The following is a 21,989-nucleotide window of genomic DNA, read 5'->3' as shown; positions in this document are numbered from 1 at the left end:
ATCCTCACTGCGCTGCGACGGCGGCGCCGCCGAGATAGGCTTCAATGACACGCTCGTCCGCCTGCACCTGGGCCGGCTTGCCCTCAGCGATCTTCTGGCCGAAGTCGAGCACGCTGACCGTGTCGCAGACGCTCATCACAACATCCATGTGGTGCTCGATGAGCACGATGGTGACACCGGCATCGCGAACCTTGCGGATGATTTCCATCAGGCTCTTGATGTCGGGCGCCGTTAGCCCCGCCGCCGGCTCGTCCAGCAACAGAAGCTGCGGGTCCAGCGCCAGGGCGCGGGCGATCTCAAGCAGGCGCTGCTTGCCATAGGGCAGGTTGCGGGATTCCTCGTTGGCAAGATCATGCAGCCCGACGAAGGCCAGCAGGCTCATGGCCCGCTCGCGCGCGGTGCGCTCCTCGCGCCGGATGCGGGGAAGCCCCAGCGCCACGTCGAAGAACGTAGCGCGATAGGTGTGGTGCAGGCCGACCAGCACGTTCTCGATCAGCGTCAGTTCGCTGAACAATTGGACGTTCTGGAAGGTCCGCGCGATGCCGCTCTTGGCGATGGCGGAGGAGGTCTGCCCGGCAAGGTCGTGATCGCGGAACCGGATGGAGCCTGCGGTGGGCACATAGATGCCGGTGAGCACGTTCATCATGGTGCTCTTGCCGGACCCGTTGGGGCCGATGAGACCATGGATCGTGCCAGGCTTCACAGCGATGGAAACACGGTCCAGCGCCTTCAGGCCACCAAACTGCATCACCACCCCGTCCACTTCCAGCAGCACGCCCTCAGCGGCACCCGCGGCCGCCGTGATCGGCTTGCGCGCCGCCTGCGCGTCGATGACGGCATGGGCGTGGAACAGGCGCGGCCACATGCGGATCGCCGCCCGCTTGAGGAAGCCGACGATGCCCTCCGGCAGGTAGTAGACCACGAACAGGATCATCACGCCGAACACGGTGAGCTTGTAGTCCGTAATCTTTTGAAGCAGCAGCGAGAACACGAAGAACAACAGGCACAGCACCACGGGAATGGCGTTCTTGAGCCGCCGCTCCGGCTCGGTGACGAAGGCGCGCGCCCCGGCGATGACCGCAATCACCGCGATGATGCCGGCGATGTAGCGGAACAGCACGATGTCGGAGAGCAGGTTCGGCAGGAACACGATGATGACCGCACCGAGGATCGGCCCGAGCCGGGATTTGCGCCCGCCCACGGTGACCGCCAGCAGGAACTGCACCGAAAGCTCGAAGCCGAAATTGTTCGGCGCGATATATTGCTCGGAATAGGCGAACAGCACGCCTGCCAGCCCGGCGAAGCCGGCGCTGACCACGAACGCCATCACCTTGTGCTTGTAGACGCTGACCCCCATGCAGTCCGATGCGATCGGGCTGTCGCGCAGCGCCTCGAAGGCGCGGCCGAGGTGGGAGGCGAGGATGCGGTTGATGACCACCAGCGCCACCACGAGCCAGAAGGCGCAGATGTAATAATACTCCACCTCCTTCATGCGCTTGAGCGACATGTCGAACAGCGGGATGGCATCGCCCAGCCACCTGAGATCAAGGAACAGCGGTGTGTTCAGCTTGATGCCGAGCGGACCGTTCGTCAGGTCGGTCATCTCATTGATGAGGATCTGCACGATGGTGCCGAACGCCAGCGTCACCATGGCGAGATAGGGGCCGTTCACCCGCAGCGCCGGGAACGCCAGGACCACGCCGAACAGCGCCGCGACGATGACGCCGAGCGGGATCGCCGGCCAGAAGCCGATGCCGAAATGCATCGCCACGACGCCGGCGGTGTAGGCGCCGATGCCGAACAAAGCGGCATGGCCGATGGACACCTCGCCGGTATAGCCGAACACCACGTCGAGCCCGAGCAGCAGGATGGCGTAGATGGCGATGGTGATGGTGAGGTGCAGATAATAGGGGCTCGTCACCCAGAACGGCAGAACGACGAGCGCGGCAAGGCCCAGCAGGGCACCGATAAGTTTGATCGGCATCGGCTCAGACCTTCTTGATCGTCGCGCGGCCGAACAGGCCCGAAGGCTTGAGCGTCAGCACCAGGAGAAGAAGAACAAGGCCCGGCACATCCTTGTAGCCGGTGGAGATGTAATAGCCGGTGAGGGTCTCGGTGATGCCGAGGATAAGCCCGCCCGCGATCACACCCATGCCGCTGGAGAGCCCGCCGATGATGGCGACCGCGAACGCTTTCAGCCCGAGCACCGCGCCCATGGTGGCGCCGGTGAGGGTGACGGGCGCGATCAGCACGCCTGCAAGCGCTGCCGTCATGGACGACAAAGCGTAGGAAAAGGTGATGACCCGGCTGGTGTTGATGCCCATCAGGTCGGCGGCGTCCTTGTCATTGGCGGTCGCCACCACCGCCTTGCCGAAGATCGAGCGGCGGTTGAAGATTTCCACCGCCAGCATCACCGCCAGCGCGCCGAGCACGATGGCGATCTCCATGGGCTGGATGCGCACCGGGCCGATGGTCAGCGCCGCTTCCGGCAGGGGTGAGGGAAAGCGCAGCGCATCGCGGCCCCAGACATTCTCCGCCAGATTGCGGAAGATGATGCCCAGCGCAATGGTGGCCATGATCCACCCGGCCTCTGACTTGGCCTGCACCGCGCGGCGCACACCCAGCCATTCCACCACCACGCCCTGGCACAGGCCGAAGGCGAAGACGATGGGCAGCATCAGCAGGTAGGCGAAGCCATTGCCGAGCGACTGGCCGATGAGAAAATTGATGGTGGTGAGACCGACCAGCGCGCCGAGCATCAGCGCCTCGCCCTGCCCGAAGTTCAGTGTCTTCGAGGTGGCGAACGTGAGCTGGTAGCTGAAGGCGATCACGCCATAGATCATGCCGACGGATATGCCGCTGACCACAAGCTGCAACAGGATGTTCATGAGTGTTTCCGAAGCGTTGAGGCGGAACCCCTCGCGCCGGGCGCGAGGGGGCCGTTATCGGAACCTGCGTGTCAGTTGGTGGCCGGCTTCACCCGAACCGCCTTGTCTCCGGCGATGTCTTCGGGATGAGCGACGACCACGCGGCCGTTCTTGACGACGCCGAACACCGGGATGTTGTTGGTGATGGCCTCGTGGTCGGTGGCACTGAACGGCTTGTCATAGATCGTCACGACGCCTTCAACCTTGGTCTTCAGGTTTTCCAGAGCCTCGCGGATCTTCTTGCCGTCCGTCGAACCCGCCTGGGTAATGGCGGCGGCCAGCAGGTACACCGAGTCATAGCCCTGCGCGGCGGAGACCGGCGAGGGAATGCGGTCCACCTTGTAGGCCGCCTGATAGGCGTCGATGAACGCTTTGCGCTTCGGCGTGTCGGGGGTCTGGATGAAGGTCTGGGGCATCATCGCGCCCTCGCCGTTCGCGCCCGCCGTGTCGATGAAGCTGGCCATGGACAAGGTCCAGGAGCCGATCATCGGCACCTTCCAGCCGAGCTTGGCCATGCCGTTGGCGATCTGCGCCAGCTCGGGGCCGATGGCATAGGTGAGGATCACGTCGGCGCCCGCTTCCTTGGCGCGCAGCAGCTGCGCGGTCATATCGGTGTCGCCGATGTTGAACTTCTCTTCGGCCACCGGCTTCACGCCGAGCACCGCGAGAGCCTTGGTCAGGTCTTGCCGGCCGAGCTGGCCGTAATTGGTGCTGTCGGCGAGGATGGCCGGCTTCTTGAAGCCCTGGCGCTTCACTGCTTCATCGGCAATCATCGCGCTCTGAATGATGTCGTTGGCGGCGTTGCGGAAGACGTAGTTGGCCTTCTCCTTCGGCGGGATGAACTGCTGGGTGATCAGCGTGCCGGTGGCGACATTGTTGATCACGGGGATTTCGGCTTCCTGATAGAAGCGCTGGGACGCCAGGGCGACGCCGGTGTTGATGAAGCCGACGGTGGCCGCGACTTCTTCCTTGTTCACCAGCTCCTGCGCGATCTGGACGCTGACTTCATTCTTGGCCTCGTCATCGCGCTCGACCACGACAAGCTGCCGCCCGAGAACGCCGCCGGCCTTGTTGATTTCGGTGACGGCGAGCTTCACGCCGTCGCGCATGCTGACCCCCATCGAGGAGGACCCGCCAGTGAAGGGCCCGCTCAGCCCGATCTTGATGGGATCGGCGGCCACAGCCGCACCGATCATGAGGGCGCTGACGGCGACTGCCGTCAAGAACCTGTTCAATCGCATGTTTCACTCCCCAAAATGCCATTTTTTTCGGCACATATTCTACCGTGAACGGCAAATACAGCCGACCGGACTTCAATCGTTTAGAACAAGTGAGAGCAACGCGCCAGTTCTACGATAGGTTGATGTGGCGATACGCACGAAGGCCCTTTCCCCACCGCCAGGAGGGTGACTTGCGGCAACCCTTTCTTCCGCTCCCGCGACCATCCATGGCCGGTCGCGTCAGCTTTCTCACAGGCTAAGCGCGGGATTTTATCGATAAGTCTTGCATATGATCAGCTTGCGATTTCATCTTAGCATCGCGCCGGCACCGGCTGGGCGGAAGAGGAAACGAGCGACATGGAGACGGACGCTTCAAAGGCCGGTTACGGCCTGATCTACGAGAAGAACGTCGAGATCCCGATGAACGACGGCGCGATCCTGCGCTGCAATGTGTTCCGGCCCGATGCGGAAGGCACCTTCCCGGTCATCGTCGCCATGAGCCCCTATCCCAAGGACATCCATTTCAAGGACAATTACCCGCTGCAATGGGAGGAGATACTGCATCTCTATCCCGAGTTCGCCAGCAACGGCTCCAGCGGCAAGTATCTGCGCTGGGAGACGGTGGACCCGGAACGCTGGGTGCCGCACGGCTACATCGCGATCCAGATCGACTGTCGCGGCGCCGGCGCCTCCCCCGGCCTGATGGACCTGCGCTCGCCGCGCGAGGCGATGGATTTCTACGAGGCGATCGAATGGGCGGCTGTGCAGCCCTGGTCGTCAGGCGCGGTCGGCACGCTAGGCATTTCCTATTTCGCAATCAACCAGTGGATGCTCGGCTCCATGCGGCCGCCCTCCCTCAAGGCGATGATCCCCTGGGAAGGCGCCTCCGACGCCTATCGCGACCAGCGCCGGCAGGGCGGCATTCTCAGCAATAATTTTCCCGCCTACTGGTTCACCCGCGCGGTCATTCCGCACCAGAACGGCAATGGCGCGACCACCTTCCGCGATGCCGACACCGGTGGCGCCTATAACGGCCCGCCGCTGCCGCCCGGCATTCTCGAGGGCAACCGCATCGACACGCTGGAAGGCTATCGCCGGCACACGCTGGACGACGCCTGGTTCAAGCAATATTCGCCCGATCTCAGCCGGATCGAGGTCCCACTCCTCTCCGCTGGCAACTGGGGTGGGCTAGGGCTGCATATGCGCGGCAATATCGAGGGCTATCTCAACGCCTCCTCCAAGCAGAAATGGCTGGAGATGCATTGCGGCACCCACTTCGAGGCCTTCTACATGCCCGAGGGCGTGGCGCTGCAGATGCGCTTCTTCGATCATTTCCTGAAAGGCATCGACAACGGCTGGGACGCCGAGCCCCCGGTGCAGTTGGCGATCCGCCATCCCGGCGGCTTCACCAAGCGCATGGAGCAGGAATGGCCGCTGGCGCGCACGGTGTGGACCAAGTTTTATCTGGATGCCGGAGCGCATACCCTGTCGACCTCGGCACCTGAGGCATCGGCTTCCGCCAGCTACCAGGGACTGGGCGAGGGCCTGCGTTTCACCACCGGGCCTATGGCGGAAGAGAGCGAATTCACCGGGCCGGTCGCTCTGCGACTGTGGGTTTCCTCGAGCACGCGAGACATGGACATTTTCGTCACCCTCCAGGCGTTCGCGCCCGATGGTACGGAGGTGGTCTATTCCGGCGCCAACGATCTCGCGACGCCCATCAGCCAGGGCTGGCTGCGCGTCTCCCACCGCAAGCTGGACCCGGTGAAGTCCAAGCCCTACCGGCCCTATCATTCCCACGACGAAGCCCAGCCGATGGCGCCGGATGAACGCTACCCCGTCGATGTGGAAATCCTGCCCACCAGCCTGGTGGTGCCCAAGGGCTACCGGCTGGATCTGCTGATCGAAGGAAAAGACTTCGAGCGCGAGGTCATGGTCGGCCGCTTCCGGGGCTCGGGACCGTTCCTGCACAATGATCCGCAGGATCGTCCGCCAGAGGTGTTCGACGGCAAAAATACGCTCTCAACGGGCGGCGCGCACGAATCCTATCTGCTGCTGCCGCTGATTCCGAAGCGGTGAGCGGCACGGCGCCCGCCTACTGAAACGATGGGGGCGCACCGCCGGCGCGCGGATTGCGCCCCATCGCGTTTCCGCGCAACCTCGATAAAAAATCGGGGCGGAGATGCGCGGCATGGCGAAGCTTGTCTTTGGAATGAACCAGTCCCTGGACGGCTATGTCGACCATATGGCGTTCGGCCCGGATGCCGAGCTGTTCGGCCATTTCATCGAGCAGGCCCGCGAACAGGTGGGCAGCATCTACGGCCGCCGCCTCTACGAGATCATGCGCTATTGGGACGAGGATCATCCCGAATGGGATGCCCCGAGGCGCGCGTTCGCGGAAGCCTGGCGGAAGCAGCACAAGTGGGTGGTCTCGCGCACGCTGACCTCGGTCGGCCCCCAACGCCACGCTCATTGGCGATGACTTGGAGGGCACGGTTCGCGGCTTGAAAGAAAGGATCAACGGGGAGATCCAGGTCGGCGGACCCGTTCTGGCGCGAAGCCTGACCGCGCTCGGCCTGATCGATGCGTATCGCCTCTACATCCACCCGGTCGTGGTCGGCGGCGGGGCACCCTTCTTTGCCGGTTCCCGGCCGGCCCTGCGCTTCGTTTCCAGCGATCGGATCGGCGACGTGATCCGGCTGACCTACGCCCCCGCCTAGCTCCATAAAAAAGCCCCTCCCCGATCGCTCGGAGAGGGGCTCGAACCGCCGCGATGGCGGCATGTCGTCAGGTGTTGGCGACTTCGAACTTCGCCGCGGTCTTGGCGCGGATCTCTTCGAGGGTCACGCCCGGCGCCAGTTCCTTGAGCATCAAGGTGCCGCCGCGCTTGGTGAACTCGAACACCGCGAGATCGGTGATGACGAGGTCGGTCACGTTGGTGCCGGTGAGGGGAAGCGTGCACTTCTCCACCAGCTTCGGCGCGCCGGACTTCTCAACATGCTCCATGAGCACGATCACCGACTTGGCGCCGGCGACGAGATCCATCGCCCCGCCCATGCCCTTCACCATCTTGCCCGGCACCATCCAGTTGGCGATGTCGCCGGTCTCGGACACCTGCATGGAGCCGAGGATGGACAGGTCCATATGGCCGCCACGGATCATGGCGAAGCTGTCGGAGCTGGAGAAATACGAGGTGTCTGGCACCTCGGTTACGGTCTGCTTGCCGGCGTTGATGAGGTCGGGATCCTCCTCGCCCGGATAGGGGAAGGGGCCGATGCCGAGCATGCCGTTCTCGCTCTGGAAGCTCACGTCCATGCCGGGGGGCAGGAAGTTCGCGACCAGGGTGGGAATCCCGATGCCGAGATTGACGTAGAAACCGTCTTCAATCTGCTTTGCCGCACGCGCGGCCATCTGTTCGCGGGTCCAGGCCATTACTTCGCCTCCTCGTGCTCGCGGGGACGGGTGGTCACTTTTTCGATCCGCTTCTCGGCATTCTTGCTGAGAACGACGCGATCCACATAGATGCTCGGCGTGTGGATGTTGTCGTGCTCGAGTTCGCCGACTTCCACGATCTCCTCGACCTCGGCGATGGTGATGTTGCTGGCGGTCGCCATCATCGGATTGAAGTTGCGCGCCGTCTTGCGATAGACGAGGTTGCCTTCCTTATCCGCCTTCCAGGCCTTGATGATGGACAGATCAGCCTTGAGGCCGGTCTCCAGCACATAGGTCTGGCCGTTGAAATCGCGGGTCGGCTTGCCCTCGGCGATGATCGTGCCGACGCCTGTCTTGGTGTAGAAGCCGGCAATGCCCGCGCCGCCGGCGCGGATGCGCTCGGCCAGCGTGCCCTGCGGGTTGAATTCCAGTTCCAGTTCGCCGGAGAGATACAGCTTCTCGAACAGCTTGTTCTCGCCCACGTAGGACGACAGCATCTTCTTGATCTGCCCGTTGGCGAGCAGAAGGCCGAGGCCGAAATCGTCCACGCCGCAATTGTTCGACACGACGGTCAGGTTCTTGACGCCGTTATCCCGGATCGCGGCGATCAGGTTCTCGGCGATGCCGCACAGGCCGAAGCCGCCGGCCATAATCATCATTCCGTCCTTGAGCGTGCCTTCAAGCGCGCTTTGTGCATCCGCAAACACCTTGTTGCGCATCTGTCAGAATCCTCCCAACCCTATCGCGTTAAATCAGGTCCACGGCCCTATGGGCAAATGCCGCCGCAAGCCGGCCTGTCTCTTCCGCATTCTCAGATGTCGCCGTACCGGCCTTGGCGCGCCCGGCGATACCCTCAAAGATCATAGACCAGCGGAACAGTGCGAACGCCATGTGGAAGTTTGTCATCCCCACCCCATGGCACGCGTCGGCATCATAGACCGCCAGATAGGACTTTAACGAGGGAAGTCCCAGCCTGTCGAGATCAAGTCCCGCGATCCCACCATACTCGTCCGGCTGCGACAGCCACGCCATGGCGCTATGGGCGAGATCCGCCAGGGGATGGCCCAGGGTGGAGAGTTCCCAGTCGAGCAGGGCCACGACGCGCGGCTCGGTGGGGTGGAACATGAGATTGCCGATGCGGTAGTCGCCGTGTACCACGCCGGTGGTGTCATCGGCGGGGATGTTCGCCGGGAGCCAGGCCACCAGGCGCTCCACATTGGCGTCCTCGCGGGTCCGGGACTGCTCCCATTGCCGGCTCCAGCGGCTCACCTGACGGGCGAAATAATTTCCCGGCCGGCCGAAATCACCGAGGCCGGCCGCAGCGGCGTCCACATTGTGAAGCACCGCCAGGGTGCGGGCCATGGAGGCATACATGGCGCCCCGATCCTGCGGGCTTACCCCCGGAAGGGTGCAGTCGTGGAACACGCGCCCGTCCACCCGCTCCATGACATAGAACGGCGTACCGACGATGGCGCGGTCGGCGCAATACAGCAGCGCCGGCGCCACCGGCACCCCATGGTCCGCGAGCGCGCTGATGACGCGATATTCCCGGTCCACCGCATGGGCGGACGGCAGCAGGTCCCCCGCCGGCTGCTTGCGCAGCACCAGGCGGCGGTTGTCATAGGTGACGAAGAAGGTCGGGTTGGACTGGCCGCCCGCGATTGGCTCCAGCCTCGCCTGCCCTTCGAGGCCCGGCACCTGCGCCCGCAGATAGGCGTCCAGAACCTTGATGCTGAAGCCGAAGCGATCGTCCGCGCCGCTCATGAGGGCGCCACCGGCCAGTGCCAGAACTCCGTTCCCTCCTCCGAGAGGAAGCGGTTGAGCACCATTTCGTGCACCTCGTCCGCCCCGTCCACCAACCGCGCCTGCCTGGCGTAGCGGTAGATCCATTCCAGCACCGTGTCCTTGGAATAGCCGCGCGCGCCGTTGATCTGGATCGCCATGTCGGCCGCGCCATGCAAGGTGTTGGCGGCCTGCACCTTGGCCATGGACACCTCCTTGCGGGCGCGGCTGCCCTGGTCGAGCGCCCACGCCGCCTTCATCACGAGGAGCCGGCCGATCTCGATGTTCATGGCGGTCTGGCCGAGCTTGAGCTGCACGCTCTCCCGGTCCGCCAGCGCGACGCCGAAGCCGTGGCGCTCGGCGGCATAGGCGCGGGCAATCTCGACGCATCGCTTGGCAAGGCCGAGCCAGCGCATGCAATGGGTGAGGCGCGCCGGGCCGAGGCGGATCTGCGTGACCTTGAGGCCGGCCCCCTCCCCCATCAGAACGTCCTGCGGCGCGACATTGAGCCCGTCAAATTCGATCTCGCAATGCCCGCCGTGTTCTTCCGGCCCCATGATGGGAATGCGTCGGACGATGCGCCAGCCCGGCTGGGCGCGGTGGAACAGGAATGCGGTGAGGCCGTTGCGCGGGTCGTCCGAGGTGCGCGCCATCAGGATGAAATGGGCGGCCTCCTCGGCGCCGGTGATGAACCATTTGCGGCCGTGGATGCGATAGGACCCATCCGGCTGCTTCTCGGCGCGCGTCAGCATCATGGTGGGGTCGGAGCCGCTGCCCGGGTGCGGCTCGGTCATGGCGAAGGCGGAGCGCACCTCGCCGCGCACGATCGGCGCCAGCCAGCGCGCCTGCTGGTCTGGTGTCGCGACCTTTTCCAGCACCATCATGTTGCCGTCGTCCGGGGCGGCGGAATTGAACACCACGGGGCCGAAGATGGAGCGGTTCATCTCCTCGTAGCACACCGCCATGCCCACACGCCCGACACCGAGCCCACCTGTCTCCGGGCGAAGCTGAAGGCACCAAAGACCCTCCGCCCGCGCCTTGGCGCGCATCTGCGCGAGCAGGTCGGTGCGGATGTTCTCATGGGCATCGTAGGAACCAGGCTCGGCTTCGAGCGGGATGAGTTCGCGCTCCACAAAGGCGGCGACCCGCCTGCGCAGGTCGTCCAGGGCCGGGGAGATGGAGAAATCCATGGATCTGCCGTCAGAGAGAGGAAACGAGATGGCCGCCATCCACTTCGATGGTCGAGCCGGTCATGTAGGCGGAAGCATCGGAGCACAGGAACAGCAGCGGGCCTTCGAGGTCCGCGAGGGTGCCCAGCCGGCGGAACGGGATGCGGCGCACCAGCGCCTGGCCGGCATCGCTCTCGAAAAAATCGCGATTGAGTTCGGTCTCGACATAGCCGGGGCAGAGCGCATTGGCGCGGATCTTATGGCGCGCCCATTCCAGCCCCATGGATCTTGTGAGTTGCACCAGCGCGGCCTTGGACGCGCAATAGGCGGCCACGTGCCCGGCAATTCGGTGGCCGAGGATCGAGGCCACATTGACGATGGTGCCGCCCCCGCCATCCGCCGCCATGGCGCGGGCGGCGGCCTGCCCCATCAGGAACGCGCCCTTCAGATTGGTATCCATGATGCGGTCCCAGCCCGCCTCGTCCTGCTCCATGAGCGGCGTGGTGGTGGTGACGCCGGCATTGTGGACGAGGATGTCGAGCCGCCCCCAGGCGCTCACGACGCCTGCTACCGCAGCTTTCACCGATGCCTCGCTCGTGACGTCGAGCTGGATCGCCAGCGCGGTGCCGCCGGCCGCGCGGATGCGCGCGCAGACCGCCTCGCATTCCTCCACCTGCCGCGCCGCCACCGCCACCCGTGCCCCGGACGCCGCCAGCCGCTCGGCGAAAGAGGCGCCCAGGCCCTTCGAGGCCCCCGTGACCAGCGCGATCCGCCCCTCAAGGGACACATGAAAGCTCATGATGCCGGCCTCCCGAACACGCGCGACCTTGTCGCGTCCATTTTGCAAGCGTCGGCTCGCTTATAGACTTCGGGCGGCCGCGCAGCCATGGGCGCGTCGTGGATGGGGCGTTGGGTTATGTCCCCGCGCCGGCGGGCACCGTCGCGTCATCCCCTCTCCTGCTTGCGGGAGTTCTGCGAAATGAGGAGGCGCGGGTTTCGTGGTGTTTGTCGAGCGGCTGCGCCATGCCCCCTCTCCCCGAGGGGGAGAGGGCTGGGGTGAGGGGGTGACAACCTTTCCAGTCCTGAAATGTCGGAGCCCCCTCACCCGGCAGCTTCGCAGCCGACCTCTCCCCCTCGGGGAGAGGTGGAAACTGCCCGGCCTTTGCACATGATGACCCGCGATAGCTTGCGAGGTCTATTACGCAGAGCTGTCGCAAGCGGGGGAGAGTTAGGGAGGGGAAAATTGCTGAAAAATGGCGGGGCGCAAAGCTTTTTCCTAGGCTCCAGGCCCCCTCCCCAGCCCTCCCCCCGCAAGCGGGAGAGGGAGCGCGTATCACGCAACGCTCCCAATCAGCCTCTTTACGCCCGGCCGCGCACGACAACGTTCGGGGCCGTACCCTCCATCGCCCATTGCGCGACATTCTCGGCATAGCGGCGCCGCAGGTCGCGGACGGAGGAGGTGGAATACCAGGCCGCGTGTGGGGTCACGATGGTGCGGGGGTGGTGGAGGATGGGGTGGTCCTTGGGCGGCGGCTCTACGGGGAGAACATCGAGGCCGAGCCCGCGCAAGGCGCCCTTATCAAGAGCGGCCAGTGCCGCGTCGAGATCGATCAGGCCGCCACGCGAGGTGTTGACGAGATAGGCGCCGCGTTCCGAAATCCGCGACAGCAGATCGGCGCCCACCATGTTCTGGTTATCTGACGTGAGTGGCAGATGGAGGGTGATCGCATGGCTTTGGGCGAACAGCTCCTCCGGCGACAGGCGCTCCACGCCATCAGGCCAATACTCCGGTGCCACGAATGGGTCGTAGGCCACCACACGGGCAAAAAACGGCCCGGCGAGCTTCAGCACGAAGCGGCCGAGCCGGCCCATGCCGACGATGCCCAGCGTCATCTCGCTGAGGCTATCCATGGGTCCCGTCGCCTGCACGTCCCAGGTGCCGGCGCGCACGTTGCGGTCGTGGAAGGTGACGTGCCGGAGCAGCGAGAGCAGCAGAGCGATGGCGTGGGTCGGCACCTCATCGTGGCCATAGACTGGCACATTGGAGACCCAGACGCCGTGCCGCTCGGCCGCCTTCAGGTCGATGTTGTCGACGCCGATGCCGCAGCGGCTGACCATGCGCAGCGCCGGCAGGGCCTCGAACAGCCGCACCGTCATTGGCGTGTATTGCACCAGGATGGCGTCGGCATCCGCGCCGGCATCGATGATGTCCTGCTCGGTGCGGCAGGTCGCGACCTTCACCGTGAAGCCGGCGCGCTCCAGGGTCTCGATCTCGATATCCGGCGTGCGAATGCCGATGTCGGCGATGAGTGCCTTCATGACAAAAAAACCCCTCGGCCCCCGGCGGGAGCCGCGGGGGTCTCATTTCAGCGATCAAAAGATGTGGGCGGGGCCGAGGCTCAGCTCGGGTGGAACTGTACCACGACGCGCTCGGCGAAGATGGGGGTGCAGAATTCCTCGAAGAACGCCTGATGCTCCTTGGATTCCGCATAGGCGAGGTAGCCCGCCGCATCGTCGAATTCCAGCACCAGCCCAACATCGTAATTGGGCCGGAAATTGTGCCGCTTCACATGCGACTCCCCGCCCGCGCCCTCGTTGCCGCCGATGTACCAGGACTTGATGACCGGCAGGCTGGTGGCGAGCTTGGGGAAGTTCTCGAAATAGCGTTCCACCGCAACCGGGTCGGCATCGGGCTTGAACTTCAGAATGGCCATGTGACGGAACATGCTTGGGTCTCCTCTTGGGTCAGATTTGCAAAGTGAGGCTTGGCGACACGGCGGCGGAGCACGGCGGCAGGCCGAACAGGCGCGACGCCGTGCCCCCCATCACCGCCGGAAGGAAACTCGGGTCATGGCGCGCGACGATGCTTTCGATGCCGCGCCAGATCTGCGAATAGGCGCCGGCGAGCCGGGCGACCGGCCAGTTGCTCGCCGCCATGACGCGGTGCGGGCCGAAGCGGTCCAGCGCATGGTCGGCGAACGGCTGGAGTTGGTCCTGCGACCAGCGCCAGTTCATCACCACGTCCAGGCCCACGGAGAGCTTGATGGCGACATTGGGCAGCGCCGCCGCGCGGTCGATCAGCATCGCCCATTCGCGCGTGTCGCCGCCGATGGGCGGGCGGCAGAGATGGTCCAGCACCACCTGCATTCCCGGCCGGCGCTCGGCGGTGGCGATGACGGCAGCGAAGCGGGCGGGATCGTTGGGCACGGCGTCGAACACCAGGCCACGCGCCGCCACGACGTCGATTGCGGCCTGAACCTGCGGCGCAAGCAGCCATGCGGGATCGGGCTCGAAATTGATCAGATGGCGGATGCCCACCAGCTTGGAAAAGCCCCGCAGATTTGCCAGCGCGGTCTCGGTCGCCGCCGGATCATCGAGCGGCACCCAGCCGACGACGCCGCGGATCCAGGGCGTGCGCGCGGCAAGCTCGAGATATTCTATGGTCTCCTGCGCGTCGTTGAGCGACTGCATGAGGATGGTGCCGGTGACCCCACTCGCCGCCATTTCGGGGACGAGATCCTCGGGCGTGAAATCCCGGTGCAGCCGGTCGCCCACCGCGTCCGGCCAGCGGTGGGGACGCCGGTCCAGCCACCAGAAATGCTGATGCGCATCGATCATGGCCGTGCGGCCTCCGCCAGTTCTGCATCGTGGTGCGTGAGAAGACGGTGGCCCCACAACGCGAAGGCGGAGGCCAGAACGCCCATGGCGCAGATGAACCACCAGGCGGCCGAGAACGAGACGTTCTGGGCGATCCAGCCGAAGGCGGGCGGGCCGAAGATGGAGCCGGCGAAAACCCCGGCCTGGGTGATGCCGGTGGCGGCGCCCGCAGCGCCCGCGCTCGCCCTCACGACGGCGAGGATGGACAGGCCGGACCAGCCCCAGCCCATGCCGAAACCAAGCAGCGTGCCGAAGGCGATAACGCCGATGCCGCCGCCGAGCGCGAGGCTGGCATAGCCCAGCGCGCCGCCGGCAAATAGCAGGGCCACCACCGGCAAAGGCGCGAACGCGCGCTTGTCCACCGCGAGGCCAAGAGTGATACGCGTTGCCACCGAGAACAGGCTGCCCAGCGCGATCATCAGCCCCGCCGTCGCCGGGTCGTAACCCGCGCCGGTCATGGAGGGCACGAGAAACGCCGCCATGGCATTGGCGCTGCCGGAGCCGAGACCTGACATGACCGAGAGAACAAGAAGAGTGGCGATCTGCGCGCCGCCGGCGCCGCCCTCGCGTCGGGTTCGGCGCCGACCCGGCTCGCGCGGCAGGATAAGGACAAGCGCCAGGGCTGCGATCCCGGCAAAGCCGAAGGCCCAGCGCCAGCCCAGGGTCAAGGCGATGAGCGGCACGGCGAAGCCGCCCACCAGTGTCGCGAGCGGAATGGACGATTGCTTAATGCCGAAGGCCAGCCCCTGCCCGGCCCCCGCGAACTGCGAGACCGCGAGGTTCGTGGACGGCTGGATCCAGCCATTGGCAAGCCCGGCGACGACGAGGAAGCCGAGAAGCACCGGCTGGGACCCCGCAAGCAACGCGATGCCGCCGAGCGCGACCACGCTCGCCGCCATTCCCGCGCGGGTCGCCCGCCAGGAGCCGAGCGTATCGGCGAGCCGCCCGAGAAAACCGGAGCCCACCGCGGACGCCGCATAATACACCGCGACCGCCATCCCGAGCCCGAGGGCATCCATCTTGAGGTCCAAAAGGATGAACGGCGCCAGCGAACCCAGGAAGAAGACCGGCAGCGAGCCGAGCGTCTGCGCTGCCACCGACAGCGCCAGCGCAAGGATCGGCCGGGCTTCCAGCGTGGCGATGCTGACGCCTGGGCCGCTCATTTCAGCAGTTCCACGCGGTCGATCCACGGCAGGCTGGCGAGGCCTTGGAGTTGATCCTGCGAGACCTGCCGCAGGCGGATGCGGCGCAGCGAGCCGTCGCGGCCGCTGAACATGCCGTAGGTGGCAAGCCGCTCGTTGTGGAACCGCTCCGGCTCGAACCCCACCACCGCCACGACATTCACCAGCCCGTCGCGGGGAATGGCGGGGTCGATGCGGGTGGTGCGGGTGAGAATGCCCACCACCTGCTGGCCATAGAGCACGGCCAGCACGATCAGCACGCCGAGCACCAGCTTCATCACGTCGGGGTTGGGGAGCCGCAGGCGGGCGCGGGGGCGGGCGGTGGATGAGGTCATGGTCATCTCAAGCCCCCTTGCTCGGGGTCACGAGGCCCCAACGCTCGATGGTGCGCTTTTCGATCGGCAGCACGAGGAAGCGGTCCATCAGCAGCCCGAGGGTGCCGATCACGATGCAGCCGGCCAGGATGACGTCGACGCGGTGGAATTCCGCCGCCCGGAAGATCATCTGACCCAGGCCCACCGTCGCCCCGACCAGTTCGGCAGCGATCAGCGCGCGCCAGCCGAAGCCGAGGCCGGAGCGGATGCCGGAGAGGATGTAGGGCAAAGCCCCCGGCAGGGTGACGTTGAGCACGGTGTGCAGCCGGCTTGCGCCCAGCGTGCGCACGCCCTGCTCAAGCACGGTCGGCACCAGCTTCACGCCGAGCACAGTGTTCTGGAAAACCAGGAAGAACACCGTGTTCCAGATCAGGAACACCACCAGCGCCGTGCCGATGCCGAGCCAGCCGATGACCAGCGGCAGCCAGACGATGCCGGAGATGGCGTTGAAGAACACCACCAGCGGGTTCACGAAGTCGGACACCTGCCGGTTCAACCCCACCAGGAAGCCGGCGACGACGCCGGTAACGACGCCCACCGTGGTGCCGAAGATCAGCCGCCCCAGGCTGGCAAGCACGTTGTTGAGCAGTTCGCCGCTGACCGTGAGCGCCCACAGCGTCTCGGCCACCGCCCACACCGGCGGCAGGGTGCCGCTGGCGGGCCGGGCATAGAGCCAATAGGCGGTCCAGGCCAGCGCCAGCGCCACGAACGGCGCGGCGGGGAGCACCTTCCACAGGAGGGTGTCGGTTTCGGATTTGATGCGGACAGGCTGGCTCATTTGCGGAGCACTCCCCAACGCGCGACGGTGAGGTTCTCGATCGGCTGGATGATCAGGCGGTCCACCACCACGTAGAGCACGCCGATGGCGATCATCCCGCAGATGATGCGGTCGATCTGACCGAAGGTGCGGGCGCCGAAAATGAGGTCGCCGAGGCCGCCCTGGCGGATCAGCATCTCGGCGGCGATCAGCGCGCGCCAGCCGTAGCCCATGCCGAGCCGCAGCCCGACGACGATGCTCGGCAGCGCGCCGGGCAGATACACATCAGTGACGATGCGCAGCCGGCTCGCCCCGAGAGAGCGCAGCGCCAGCGCGTAATTCTCCGGGATCGCCCGCACGCCCAGCATGGTGTTGAAGATGACCGGGACCACCAGCGTGTAGACCACAATCACCAGCACCGTGGTATCGGTGAAGCCGAACCAGATGATCGCGAGCGGCAGCCAGGAAATGCCCGACACGCCCTGGAAGAAGCGCAGGAACAGGCCGAGCGAGCGCGCCACATAGCGGTTCGCGCCGATGGCGAAGCCGAGCGGGATGCCGACCACCGCCGAGACCAGGACGGCGATGCCGATCATGTAGAGGCTGGATGCGGCGTAGTCCGCCAGCACACCGTGGGACACCAGGGTCCAGAAGGTGGCGAGCACCTGCGGCGGCGAGGCCAGCACCCGGTCTGAGAGGTCGAAATGGACCTTCACGAACCACCAGACCGCCACCAGCAGCGCGAACGGCAGCATAAATTTTCCCGCGCCCACCAGCCCGGACAGCAGGGCACTGGGGCGGCGCGGTGGCGCGGCCGGGGCCGCTGGAACCGAGACGGCGGTCATCGTCATGACGCCTCCTTCAGCGGGATGGCAGCGTCGGTCTCCACGACCGGCTGGGCGGCGGGGTCGATGCGCTCGTCGCGCACCAGGCGCAGCACCTGCTCGCAGATCGCCTGCATTTCCGGGTCGGTGGTGAAGCTTTCCCAGTCGCGACCGCCCGCCTTGCGGCGCGGCACCTCGATGCTGGCCTTGATGCGGCCGGGGCGGCGGCTCATGACCAGCACACGGTCGGCGAGGAACACCGCCTCATCGACGGAATGGGTGATGAAGAACACGGTCTTGCGGGTGGCGCAGGAGAGGCTCGCCAGTTCCTCTTGAAGCGTCAGGCGGGTCATGGCGTCCACCGCCGCAAACGGCTCGTCCATGAGGATGACGTCCGGGTCCGCCGCCCAGGTGCGGGCGACGGCGACGCGCTGGCGCATGCCGCCGGACAGTTCGTGGGGATAGCGATCCTCGAACCCGCGAAGGCCGGTGAGCGCGATCAGCCGGGCAACGATCTTCTCCCGCTCGGCCTTGGGCACCCCCGCGATCTCAAGGCCGTGGCCGATGTTCCGCCGCACCGTGCGCCAGGGCAGGATCGCGAGTTCCTGGAACACCACGCCGCGCTCACGCCCCGGGCCGGTGACGAGCTTTCCGTCACAGGTGATCTTGCCCCGCGAGGGCGTGATGAAGCCGGCGATGGCCTTGAGCAGCGTGGTTTTCCCACAGCCGCTCGGCCCCACCAGCGTCACGAACTGCGCGGTTGGAATGCGCAGGTCGATCAGTCCCGTCGCCTGGACGGGACCGTCCGCCGTCTCGAAGAAGTGCTGAAAGCCTTCGACGATGATCTTGTCGGTGGAGGTCGCGTCCATGGCGCGCCTCACGCGACGTGCTTGGCGTCGAGGCGGCGGGTGCCGTCTTCGCTCAGCCAGATGGTCTCGGCGGCATCCGTGGAGGGCACGCCGATGTAGCAGAAGATGAGCGATGCTTCCTCAGTCTCCGAGGCATTGGCGATGACATGGATGGCGCCGGCAGGCACATAGGCGAAGTCGCCGCCTTCCAGGATCACTTCCTTGCGGTCGCTGGCATCGCTGCGGGCGTACCAGAGCTTGATCTTGCCGTAGAGGATGTACCAGACCACGTCGTTTGAGGCGTGATAGTGGGTCGGGTTCGGCCCTGCCCCCGGCACCAGGATCGAGCGACCCATGGTGGCATTGGGCGAATCCACCGTCTTGTCGGAAATGCCGAAGCCGATGCGCAGCGGCGGCTCATAGGTGGTGTCGGTGCCGATCTTGCTCTGGCGGATGACCGTGACCTGCTGCTTGTCGAAAGGAACCATGTTCATTCTCCTGATGGCTTGAGATGGACGGAAAGGTGCTATTTCAGCGCGCCCTTGCAGGCGGCCAGCGTCGCCGGGAGCGGCGGCAGATCATCGAAATACTGGGGGTTTTCCTTCTGGACCTTGGCCAGAATGGTGGTGTCCACGAAGTCGGAGGCCGAGGTGAAGGGGGCTCCCTTGATGAGGCCCTGCTTGACCATGTCGTTGCCGGTCTTCAGCAGCCCGTCGTCGGTGCAGATCGAGATGCGCGGGTCCCAGGCCATATGCTTGATGCCTTCGGCGGCATCGGCGAGGTTCAGGCCGTCGAGCTGGTAGGTGGCGATCTTCGCGGTCTCGGCCGGGTTCTTGCGCACGAACTGGGTGGCTTCCGCGAGGCCGAGCGCGAAGGTTTCCAGCAGCGCCTTGTTCTCGGTGATGTATTTCTCGTTGGCGAGAACCCCGATCACATCGGCCACAAGCCCGGCGGCGCCGCGGCTGACGACCACCGCGTTGGAGCCGAGTTCGCGGACGCTCTGCGAGAGGTATGGCTCCCACGGCACCGTCGCATCCACCACACCCTGGGACAGGGAAATGGGCATGTCGGGCACCGGCACGTTGACCACCGACACCTGCTTGATGTCGACCCCGCCCAACGACAGGAACTCGCGCAGGTAAACCTCCTGCGTGCTGCCGGCGAGGCTGCCGACCTTCTTGCCAATGAAAGATTTCGGGTCCGTGGTGATGCCCCGGTCGGCGCGCCCGATGATGCCGCGGCCGCCGGCGATGGCGATGTAATTGGCATCGTTGTAATAAGGGATGACGCCCTTGATCAGGTTGCCGCTGGCCCGCGCGCTGGCGGTGGTGGTGCCCATGTTGGCGCCGCCGAGCTGGGCTTCGCCGGCATTGAGCGCCTGGGTGATTTCCCGCCCGCTCGCCACCAGCTTCAGGCGCACGTTAAGCCCGCGCTTGGCCCAATAGCCGTTCTCCACCGCGACAAAGGCGGGGGCGCTGAACAGGTTGTTGCCCAGGACGAAGACCACTTCCTTTGCCTTCGCCTGTGGGGCTTGGGCATGGGTCGCGGAGAGGCCGCAGAAAAATGTCGTGGTCGCGAGCGCGAGGGCGCCGGCCCACCTCTTGGCGTGCTTCATGTTGTTTCCTCCGTTGGGTTCGATCCGTGATCTTTGTGGCCGTTCCGGCTCTGTCGCGGCTTCGGGTGCGCCTTTGGCGCGGTTCATGGGGTCAGCGTCCCTCCCATCGCGGCTTGGTCTTGGCGATGAAGGCTTCCAGCCCGATGCGGAAATCGCGGCTGCCGTAGGTCTCGGCGATGAGGTCCTCGCCGTCCGGTATGTCCGTGTCCTGCAGGCGGCGCAGCGCCTCCTTGGCGGTGCGCATGGTGATGGGGGCGTGCTGCGACAGGCGGGTGCAGATGTCGGCAACGCGCGCGTCGAGTTCGTCGGGCGGCACGATGTCCGTGAGGAAGCCGCAGTCGCTTGCCTCGTCCGCGTCGATGGTCTCGGCCAGCAGCAGCATGCGCTTCACGCGCGGCACGCCGAAATTGGTGACCAGGCGGGCGTAGTTGCGCACCGACAGGCAATTGCCCAGCGTGCGGGCGATCGGCACCCCGAAGCGCGAACCGGGGGTGGCGATGCGCAGGTCGCAGGCCGAGACGATGGCGAGCCCGCCGCCGATGGCCCATCCCTCCACCACCGCAACGGTCGGCACCCGCACCGCCTCCAGGGCGGAAAGATAGACCTCCATCTGGCGCTCGTAATCGATCCCGTCCTGCGCGGAGTTGAAGGCGTCGAACTGGGCGATGTCGGTGCCGGCGATGAACGCCTGCCCCCCCGCGCCGCGCAACACGGCGCAGCGCACGTCCGGCGCCGCCGCGATGGCCGCGCAGGCGTCCTTGAGCCCCTCGTACATCGCCCAGGTCATGGCGTTGCGCGCCTGCGGGCGATCGAAGGTGACGTGGGCGACGCCGCCCTCCACGCGATATGTGACGGCCCCGGCGCTCATGCCGCGAATGCCCCATCCTGGTTCGACTGCGCGACCAGTTCGTCGGACAGGCCGAGTTCCCGCAGCAATTCTTCGGTGTGCTCGCCGAGCAGCGGCGGCGGATGGCGCACCTGCTGCGGCGTGCCGCTGAGCTTCACCGGGAAGCCGAGCGACTTCACCATGCCCTCGGTGGGATGGTCGAATTCCATCACCATCTGGCGCGCGATGGTGTGGTCGGCGGCCAGCGCCTGGGAATAATCATAGACCGGGGCGGCGGGCACGCCGGCGTCCAGCAGTTCTGCGACCCATTCCTCGGCCGGGCGGGTGCGGAACACCTGCTCGATTTCCTCGATCAGCAGCGGGCGGTTCTTCAGGCGCATCACATTGTTGGCGAAGCGCGGATCATCCGCCAGTTCGGGACGGCCGATGACGCCGCACAGGCTCGACCAGAGCTTCTGATTGGCCGCGCCCACCACGAACATGCCGTCGGAGGCGTGGATCGCCTGATAGGGCGCGCTCATGCGATTGGCGGTGCCGATGGGCTTGGGCACGCGGCCGGTGCCCCAGAATTCCGTGACCTCCCAGATGGAGAGGCCAAGCGCCGCCTCGAACAAGGAGGCGTCGATATGCTGGCCGACACCGGATTTCTCGCGGCCGATATAGGCGCTGAGGATGCCGTAGAGCGCGAACAGGCCCGAGCCGAGATCGGCCACCGGCACGCTGCATTTCACCAGTTCGCCATCCGGCTCGCCGGTGGCGCTGAGCACGCCGGACATCGCCTGGGCGATCAGGTCGAAGCCCGGCCGCTGCGACCACGGGCCGGTCTGGCCGAAGCCGGAGATGCTGGCGTAGATCAGGCGCGGATTGATCTTGTTGAGGGTGGGATAGTCAATCTTGAGGCGCTGGGTGACGCCGGGGCGGTTGTTCTCCACCAGGATGTCGGCGCTCTCCACCAGCTTGTAGAACACCTTGCGGCCGGCATCGGTCTTCAGATTGATGGCGATGGAGCGCTTGTTGCGGTTGAGCGCGAGGAAGCCGGGGCTGTCCTCGCCCTTGAGGCGAAAGCCCATGGCCTTGCGGGTCTGGTCGCCGACGCCCGGCGGCTCCACCTTGATGACGTCGGCGCCCATGTCGCCCAGCATCATGCAGCAGAACGGGCCGGCCATGACCTGGCTGACATCAAGGACGCGGATGCCCGCGAGCGGCAATGTCATGGGCGCTCTCCCGCCGAGCGATGGCGCGCAGCGGCGCGCGGACCGCAATCAAGCAGCCTCATGTGGCGACCTCCCTGTTCCGGCGGAGATTGGCGTCTCCATGGCCGGTTGTTCTTTTTTTGCGTCGCTGCGTTTGCCGCCG

Annotated in this window: 21 protein-coding genes and 1 pseudogene; 2 read left to right on the top strand and 20 right to left on the bottom strand. The window is 65.8% G+C overall.

What is annotated here, in order from left to right; translation table 11 throughout:
• Positions 1 to 4: 4 nt before the first annotated feature.
• From ADADO0_RS13345 to ADADO0_RS13335, 3 genes are all read right to left on the bottom strand, one after another.
• On the bottom strand, positions 5 to 1,984 hold the full coding sequence (locus ADADO0_RS13345; RefSeq protein WP_511305639.1) for a branched-chain amino acid ABC transporter ATP-binding protein/permease: 1,980 nt from the start codon (positions 1,982 to 1,984) through the stop codon (positions 5 to 7).
• A gap of 4 nt (positions 1,985 to 1,988) precedes the next feature.
• Positions 1,989 to 2,888 carry a branched-chain amino acid ABC transporter permease gene (locus ADADO0_RS13340; protein WP_511305638.1) on the bottom strand — a complete coding sequence of 300 codons (900 nt, stop codon included), beginning with the start codon at positions 2,886 to 2,888 and terminating at the stop codon, positions 1,989 to 1,991.
• A gap of 71 nt (positions 2,889 to 2,959) precedes the next feature.
• Entirely contained in the window at positions 2,960 to 4,168 is a 1,209-nt protein-coding gene (locus ADADO0_RS13335) for an ABC transporter substrate-binding protein (RefSeq protein ID WP_511305637.1), read from the bottom strand.
• A gap of 336 nt (positions 4,169 to 4,504) precedes the next feature.
• Between ADADO0_RS13335 and ADADO0_RS13330 the strand changes: the two genes are divergently transcribed.
• Positions 4,505 to 6,226, top strand: coding sequence for a CocE/NonD family hydrolase (locus ADADO0_RS13330; RefSeq protein ID WP_511305636.1), 1,722 nt, complete (start codon positions 4,505 to 4,507; stop codon positions 6,224 to 6,226).
• Positions 6,227 to 6,338: 112 nt separating this feature from the next.
• Positions 6,339 to 6,867: pseudogene (locus ADADO0_RS13325) on the top strand (dihydrofolate reductase family protein).
• A 67-nt stretch (positions 6,868 to 6,934) separates the two neighbouring features.
• On the opposite strand, the gene ADADO0_RS13320 reads toward ADADO0_RS13325, so the two are convergent.
• From ADADO0_RS13320 to ADADO0_RS13240, 17 genes are all read right to left on the bottom strand, one after another.
• Positions 6,935 to 7,579, bottom strand: coding sequence for a CoA transferase subunit B (locus ADADO0_RS13320; protein ID WP_511305635.1), 645 nt, complete (start codon positions 7,577 to 7,579; stop codon positions 6,935 to 6,937).
• Positions 7,579 to 8,298, bottom strand: a complete 720-nt coding sequence (locus ADADO0_RS13315) for a CoA transferase subunit A (protein WP_511305634.1) — start codon at positions 8,296 to 8,298, stop codon at positions 7,579 to 7,581. The genes ADADO0_RS13320 and ADADO0_RS13315 overlap by 1 nt, the downstream gene beginning before the upstream one ends.
• A 28-nt stretch (positions 8,299 to 8,326) precedes the next feature.
• Entirely contained in the window at positions 8,327 to 9,343 is a 1,017-nt protein-coding gene (locus ADADO0_RS13310; protein WP_511305633.1) for a phosphotransferase family protein, read from the bottom strand.
• Positions 9,340 to 10,551 carry an acyl-CoA dehydrogenase family protein gene (locus ADADO0_RS13305; RefSeq protein ID WP_511305632.1) on the bottom strand — a complete coding sequence of 404 codons (1,212 nt, stop codon included), beginning with the start codon at positions 10,549 to 10,551 and terminating at the stop codon, positions 9,340 to 9,342. Before ADADO0_RS13305 ends, ADADO0_RS13310 begins: the two co-directional genes overlap by 4 nt.
• Before the next feature lie 10 nt (positions 10,552 to 10,561).
• Positions 10,562 to 11,329 carry an SDR family NAD(P)-dependent oxidoreductase gene (locus ADADO0_RS13300; protein ID WP_511305631.1) on the bottom strand — a complete coding sequence of 256 codons (768 nt, stop codon included), beginning with the start codon at positions 11,327 to 11,329 and terminating at the stop codon, positions 10,562 to 10,564.
• Between the two features lie 560 nt (positions 11,330 to 11,889).
• Positions 11,890 to 12,849, bottom strand: a complete 960-nt coding sequence (locus ADADO0_RS13295; RefSeq protein WP_511305630.1) for a C-terminal binding protein — start codon at positions 12,847 to 12,849, stop codon at positions 11,890 to 11,892.
• Between the two features lie 80 nt (positions 12,850 to 12,929).
• On the bottom strand, positions 12,930 to 13,256 hold the full coding sequence (locus ADADO0_RS13290) for a Dabb family protein (protein WP_511305629.1): 327 nt from the start codon (positions 13,254 to 13,256) through the stop codon (positions 12,930 to 12,932).
• Between the two features lie 19 nt (positions 13,257 to 13,275).
• Positions 13,276 to 14,148: an amidohydrolase family protein gene (locus ADADO0_RS13285; protein WP_511305628.1), complete on the bottom strand. Its 873-nt coding sequence runs from the start codon at positions 14,146 to 14,148 to the stop codon at positions 13,276 to 13,278.
• Positions 14,145 to 15,350: an MFS transporter gene (locus ADADO0_RS13280; RefSeq protein ID WP_511305627.1), complete on the bottom strand. Its 1,206-nt coding sequence runs from the start codon at positions 15,348 to 15,350 to the stop codon at positions 14,145 to 14,147. Before ADADO0_RS13280 ends, ADADO0_RS13285 begins: the two co-directional genes overlap by 4 nt.
• Positions 15,347 to 15,709 carry a hypothetical protein gene (locus ADADO0_RS13275; RefSeq protein ID WP_511305626.1) on the bottom strand — a complete coding sequence of 121 codons (363 nt, stop codon included), beginning with the start codon at positions 15,707 to 15,709 and terminating at the stop codon, positions 15,347 to 15,349. Before ADADO0_RS13275 ends, ADADO0_RS13280 begins: the two co-directional genes overlap by 4 nt.
• A gap of 1 nt (position 15,710) precedes the next feature.
• Positions 15,711 to 16,520, bottom strand: coding sequence for an ABC transporter permease (locus ADADO0_RS13270; protein ID WP_511305625.1), 810 nt, complete (start codon positions 16,518 to 16,520; stop codon positions 15,711 to 15,713).
• Complete coding sequence (locus ADADO0_RS13265; RefSeq protein ID WP_511305624.1) at positions 16,517 to 17,350, bottom strand: ABC transporter permease; 834 nt, start codon at positions 17,348 to 17,350, stop codon at positions 16,517 to 16,519. Before ADADO0_RS13265 ends, ADADO0_RS13270 begins: the two co-directional genes overlap by 4 nt.
• Positions 17,347 to 18,192, bottom strand: a complete 846-nt coding sequence (locus ADADO0_RS13260; RefSeq protein ID WP_511305623.1) for an ABC transporter ATP-binding protein — start codon at positions 18,190 to 18,192, stop codon at positions 17,347 to 17,349. Before ADADO0_RS13260 ends, ADADO0_RS13265 begins: the two co-directional genes overlap by 4 nt.
• An 8-nt stretch (positions 18,193 to 18,200) precedes the next feature.
• Positions 18,201 to 18,659: a cupin domain-containing protein gene (locus tag ADADO0_RS13255; protein WP_511305622.1), complete on the bottom strand. Its 459-nt coding sequence runs from the start codon at positions 18,657 to 18,659 to the stop codon at positions 18,201 to 18,203.
• A gap of 38 nt (positions 18,660 to 18,697) precedes the next feature.
• Positions 18,698 to 19,786 (bottom strand): ABC transporter substrate-binding protein, encoded by a 1,089-nt coding sequence (locus ADADO0_RS13250; RefSeq protein ID WP_511305621.1) that lies wholly within the window; start codon positions 19,784 to 19,786, stop codon positions 18,698 to 18,700.
• A gap of 91 nt (positions 19,787 to 19,877) precedes the next feature.
• On the bottom strand, positions 19,878 to 20,654 hold the full coding sequence (locus ADADO0_RS13245) for an enoyl-CoA hydratase/isomerase family protein (protein ID WP_511305620.1): 777 nt from the start codon (positions 20,652 to 20,654) through the stop codon (positions 19,878 to 19,880).
• A complete protein-coding gene (locus ADADO0_RS13240) occupies positions 20,651 to 21,847 on the bottom strand; it encodes a CaiB/BaiF CoA transferase family protein (protein ID WP_511305619.1) in 1,197 nt (398 codons plus the stop codon). The genes ADADO0_RS13245 and ADADO0_RS13240 overlap by 4 nt, the downstream gene beginning before the upstream one ends.
• Positions 21,848 to 21,989 lie beyond the last annotated feature (142 nt).

The organism is Aquabacter sp., assembly GCF_965279295.1.
Taxonomy (GTDB): domain Bacteria; phylum Pseudomonadota; class Alphaproteobacteria; order Rhizobiales; family Xanthobacteraceae; genus Aquabacter.
This window is presented reverse-complemented; position numbering and strand designations above follow the sequence as displayed.